Consider the following 4,996-nt stretch of genomic DNA (forward strand, 5'->3'; position numbering starts at 1 on the left):
CCACGTAGGAAATGGACAACGGCTTTAGCGTACTAACAAAAATTATTATCAAACGTTGATATACAAGTGTTTGCAACGATTCTAACACCTAGATGAAAGATAAAATTAACGACATTTAATACATTATTTTGGGGAACTATTGGGGGACGTTTTGAGAACCATTTATAAACTAAAACTTCATCATCGGCAAACAAAGATTAAAAAAGAGTAGTGATTAATTGGACATCACTACTCTTTTTGATTAAGATTGTTGCTTTTAAATTCTTGATTAAGAAATTGTATGAATTATATAGTTGCGATAGAATATACCTGCTAAATCAAATGTATGTTGATAAGCTGCAAAGGACCTGGCACACTTTTGGTAAAGAACCTAAAAATACCAGACTCTAAACTTTCTAATAGATGTTTTTTTAATTTGATTCTATCGCTTAATTAATTTTTTTGCTCCTAAGTAATTTAAAATTTCAGCTTTTGTACCTAATGAAATTTGAGAAATGTCTGATGCATCATACGCAACATAGTAAGATGAATTTTTAACTTTAAAAACCTCTATATTTTTTTATTATTCGTCTTATAACTTGTATAAGTATAAATCGGTGTATTAAACGAAGTATCAGGAACTGTATAAATCACTAAAGTAATTTTATTTGTTTTAGAGTTTACATAGTATGTTTCGTTGATATTGTTTTTTAATGTTTTACTAAAACTTAGGTTATATCCAGCTACACCTTTCGGAGTTGGATATGCTCGATTTTCTTGTTTAATTCCTTTTTTAATTAATAAAGATTTATTCATACCAATCTTTCCATAAAGATCTTTAATAGTCCCTTTGCTAAATTTATCGAAATCAGCAGGTGTAAAACTATTGTCAACAACAATTGAGTATTTTTTATATTTTGTACTAGAAGTATTTTTAATGTCTTCTGTCTCAAAATGAATTAAATATTTTCCAACATGATACTCTCTAAAGCCATGATATCCGTCATCTTTAAACTTACTAGCACCAAATACTTTTTTAATGTCATTATAACTCGATTGTTTGGATAAAGTATGTACAATTTGTTGAAGGAAAATATCCCCATCAGAGTTTTTTTCAAAATAAAGTAAATTTTGTCCTATTTTATAGGGGATATTATTATGTTTTTTTTCTTCATCAGGTACCAATTTATTTAATGAATAGTATTTTTTAATATCGTTTTTCGTCATATTGACGGCTATTTTATTTACACCAGGTGCTGTACCTTGTTCCATATAAGATTTTAGATTTTGCATTTCCGAAATACTAGTTGCTTTTGATATAGTATTCCCTTTAACAACAAAGAAAATTAAGAACATACAAATTATAGAACACAGGACTTTTAGATCTATCTTCATGTTTTAAAACCACCTTTTCTCCTATTTTATATAAGCATAATACCACAAAAAAGGTTTATAATGTTTACTTTTTTTAGAAAAATAAAAAACACTTAAATTAACCTATGAAAATACATTTAGACATTTTCTATCAGTAATCAAATAAAAAGAGGCTGCCAATTAAGGTAGCCTTTTAATATTCGTTATCATTATATTAGTAATGTGCATCCAAGTTGTAAATCTCATCACCATTAAAATCTAATAGACTAACAACCAAACCTGAACTCTCCATTAACCATTTACCATCTATTTTCATACCTATAGTAACGTGGGTGAAATCCTCATTTGGCACGCCTAATGTCTCATTACCTAATTTATTATGCATATACATAAGTAACTGAGCATCAGTTCTACAGTTACCACCTTGACCATTTAAAAAACCATACAAGGAATCATTTTTATTATTTATTTTCCCCAAATCCACCCCATTATGTTCAGAATATTTTAAAATTTTATGCATAAAATGTCCTACCGTTAGGGTATCTTTATACGCTTTTTTTGCCGTTTTACTTGAGACACCCTCTATTTTTAGTAACCCTATATTATTTTGTACACTAAGTATACTTTGAATGTAAGGGTCTACACGTTCATCTCTACTCAACTCTTCACGATTATAACTTACCCCTTTGTTGTAAAAATCATCAAATGCTTTCATCTCAGAACTAGCATCACCTAAGTACTTCTTCTGATAATCTATAGCTTTTTCAGCAAAAGGTTCTAATAATTTATTTAATTTATTATAACTTGCTACATCTTTCTCACCATATGAATTACCCAATGTTTTATTCGATGCATTTATATTAAAAATCTTTTTACTCACAGATGGGTTGTTTTTATGTTCAAGTACTGAATTAAATGTATTATCTTTATTTGTAATTACTAATGTTCCAGAGGTTACTTTAGTTTTGTAGTTCGTTACTTTTGGAATAATATCGTGAGGTATATATAATCGTCCATTAATGTTCTGTAATGTTGCAGGCAAAGTATACTTTTTCTTTCCTTCATATGCATACTTGCTTCCTTTTTTATAGTAATTGTTTTGTTTCCATTTTTAACTTTTAAAGTTTTTTTGGCTGAATTGAAGCTCGATTTTACCCCAAGTTTATTTAATAGTTCAGTAGAATGAACAAAATAAATGCCATTCTTCTTAATCGATCTAGCTTTCAAATCCACTTTCTTACCATTGATTTTAGTAGAAATATACTTATAATCATTTGTTTTTTTAGCCGATGCTTCTTCTGGAACAGTAATAGTTGCAGTACCTAACGCAACGCTACTTACTAATGCTGTACTGATAATAATTTTTGTAATAGAATCGAATCTTTTTCTCATGTATAATCCTCCTTGAGTTTTGAAACTTAATACCTTCATCGTTAAGTGTATTATAATAAAAAAACCTATTATTAATACAACAAAAAGGACTTATGAATCTATGGGAATAAAAAAAGCCCCATACCTTCTACATCACCGTGGAAGATACGGGGCTTTGTTTTATACTTTTTCTACATTTTCCTTCTTAGCTGTTACATATGTTTTAGATTTGGTTTTTAAACGGTATACGTTGCCTACTTTAATGATTTCTGTGACAGTAAATGCTGTACCCACTTTAAGCGTCTGAATACGCTTAGATTCATTGAATTTAACGCCATCGTATTCGCCACATTCTTTAATAACACGATACAATCCCTTAGGCGCATTTGATTTGTAATACTTCTCTGTATTTGTGTTGTCAGCCGGTGTGACGGTAGTTGAACCAATCACTTTCAGCCCTAAATATTCCGCAATGCCATCTGCAATAGCGTAGCCTTGCGATGCTAACCACGCTGAATTGCGCATATATTTAATATCAATTGTCGAATCCATAAAGCCACCTTCTGTTAAAATAGCTGGCATTGACGTATCACGTAACACTTGGTAATTCGCATGTTTTACACCACGATTTTGTAGTCCAGTAGCCTTTACTAAACGTTTATGAACGATATTCGCAAGTTTGGTTGCTTTTGTTGCAGACGCTGAAAGACTAAATGTTTCTGTACCGCCCCATTTATTAGACCATACACTTGTATTCGCATTGTGATGGCACGATACAAAGACATTGGCACCCCAATTGTTTGCTCGCTTTGCACGTGTTGATAAAGCGACATCTGTACGTCCTGTTGCATCATCTGTGCGCAATGTTTGAATGCCGTATTGATGCAAACGTTCAATCACTGCAATCGCCACTTTATTGTTAAAGTTCCATTCGTATTCACCATCTGGTGTACGCTTACCTGGTGTAACACCAAAACCGCCATGCCCTGCATCTACTGCTACTTTCATTGTCATAATTATGCTTCCTCCTTTTTCTTCTCGTGTTCATCAATCACTTGCTTATGTTCTTTTGCTTTTTTCGTTACAACATACGTGTTCTTCCACACACCGTATACAATCAAGATAAATGGCACTGCAGCGAGTAACGCATTCGTAAATGCTTCAATTGACTTATCTGTAAACCATGCAAATTCAAACCCTAATGTCTGCAAAAATAAAAGGACTGCTCCAAGCAATCCTCCGAATAATGCAATGTATTCTTTTAGTTTTTCCGTATTCATAATTGTCCTCCTTATTTTATTGTCCTAAGACGATTGCCATAATCGCGACAATGACTGAACCAATGATAGATGTACCGGCCCAAAAAATAATTTTATCGTGGCGATCAATACGATGATGTGCACTTTTCGCACTCGCTCTTGCTTCTTCCGCAATGTCTTGTGCTAAATCAGCTTTCGTTTCAGCGCGTTGCGCAGTATTACGTAATTGATTGATGTTATCTAACTTTGCATCCAGACTTCCCAGTTTCTCGAAAACCTCTAGCATGACTGTTTTTTCTTCTGCCATTTTATATCTCCTTTTCTGTAATATAAAAAGCACACCCATTTGGATGTGCTTGACGTTAAACTTTTCTGTACCGTTCGTTGCAACTTCTGCAAGTGTAAGTACCACCGTTTACTGAAAGTACGTGTTTTTTAGGGCAAAGTGTTTCTTTGGTATTTTCATTATATTCACCAATAACAAATTGTCCTTTTGAGTTTTTAAGTTTAATGGTAGCCACAATTGGCCTCCTTTTTCAATTTAGTAATTAAACGTTAGGTTTTATTGTGGTGTTATGTTTAATACTATCACCTGTTTACCCAATAGTTTACTGAAAGTTTCGTTCAATACATTTACATCTGTTACTTTCAATAAATCTTCTGGAATCTCCACTTCTTGTTGGTGATTCCCTTTTGACACAGGTGTATTATCTAAAAATTCTACATTTACTAACATAATAACATCCCCTCCCTCTCAATTATCTAATCAAAAAGAAGTAAATACCATCGTAACTTTTTGCTATTATTAATGAAATAAAATGATTGTATTAATACTAACTATACTGTTAATCCATTTACTTTAGTTACAAGTTCATTAATCGCATTGACCAGTGATGTTTTATCCGTTGTCTGTAACGAAGTTAATGTACCTATGTTCATGTTGGTTGTTGTAATCGCTTCTTGTACGGCAGTTGCGGATAATAAATAAAAACTTGTGCCATTATAAACAGCTG

The 4,996-nt window shown here is 32.1% G+C and carries 8 protein-coding genes; all 8 read right to left on the bottom strand.

Annotated features, from left to right (window positions below):
- Nucleotides 1-549 precede the first annotated feature (549 nt).
- Nucleotides 550-1,374, bottom strand: coding sequence for a hypothetical protein (locus tag KTHG_RS13505; protein WP_139994242.1), 825 nt, complete (start codon nt 1,372-1,374; stop codon nt 550-552).
- 193 nt (nt 1,375-1,567) lie between these two features.
- Nucleotides 1,568-2,395 carry a hypothetical protein gene (locus KTHG_RS22275; RefSeq protein ID WP_255512459.1) on the bottom strand — a complete coding sequence of 276 codons (828 nt, stop codon included), beginning with the start codon at nt 2,393-2,395 and terminating at the stop codon, nt 1,568-1,570.
- A complete protein-coding gene (locus tag KTHG_RS13515; protein ID WP_139994244.1) occupies nt 2,329-2,745 on the bottom strand; it encodes a stalk domain-containing protein in 417 nt (138 codons plus the stop codon). The genes KTHG_RS22275 and KTHG_RS13515 overlap by 67 nt, the downstream gene beginning before the upstream one ends.
- A gap of 159 nt (nt 2,746-2,904) precedes the next feature.
- On the bottom strand, nt 2,905-3,738 hold the full coding sequence (locus KTHG_RS13520) for an N-acetylmuramoyl-L-alanine amidase (protein WP_139994246.1): 834 nt from the start codon (nt 3,736-3,738) through the stop codon (nt 2,905-2,907).
- Between the two features lie 2 nt (nt 3,739-3,740).
- The gene (locus KTHG_RS13525; protein ID WP_139994248.1) at nt 3,741-4,004 is read right to left on the bottom strand and encodes a phage holin; all 264 of its coding nucleotides are present in this window, start codon (nt 4,002-4,004) and stop codon (nt 3,741-3,743) included.
- 16 nt (nt 4,005-4,020) lie between these two features.
- Complete coding sequence (locus KTHG_RS13530; protein ID WP_255512460.1) at nt 4,021-4,290, bottom strand: hemolysin XhlA family protein; 270 nt, start codon at nt 4,288-4,290, stop codon at nt 4,021-4,023.
- A 55-nt stretch (nt 4,291-4,345) separates the two neighbouring features.
- Complete coding sequence (locus KTHG_RS21315) at nt 4,346-4,504, bottom strand: hypothetical protein (RefSeq protein WP_186439609.1); 159 nt, start codon at nt 4,502-4,504, stop codon at nt 4,346-4,348.
- A gap of 41 nt (nt 4,505-4,545) precedes the next feature.
- Entirely contained in the window at nt 4,546-4,719 is a 174-nt protein-coding gene (locus KTHG_RS21320; protein ID WP_186439610.1) for a hypothetical protein, read from the bottom strand.
- Nucleotides 4,720-4,996: the final 277 nt, after the last annotated feature.

The sequence above is a fragment of the Kurthia sp. Dielmo genome, assembly GCF_000307285.2.
GTDB classification, from domain to species: domain Bacteria; phylum Bacillota; class Bacilli; order Bacillales_A; family Planococcaceae; genus Kurthia; species Kurthia populi.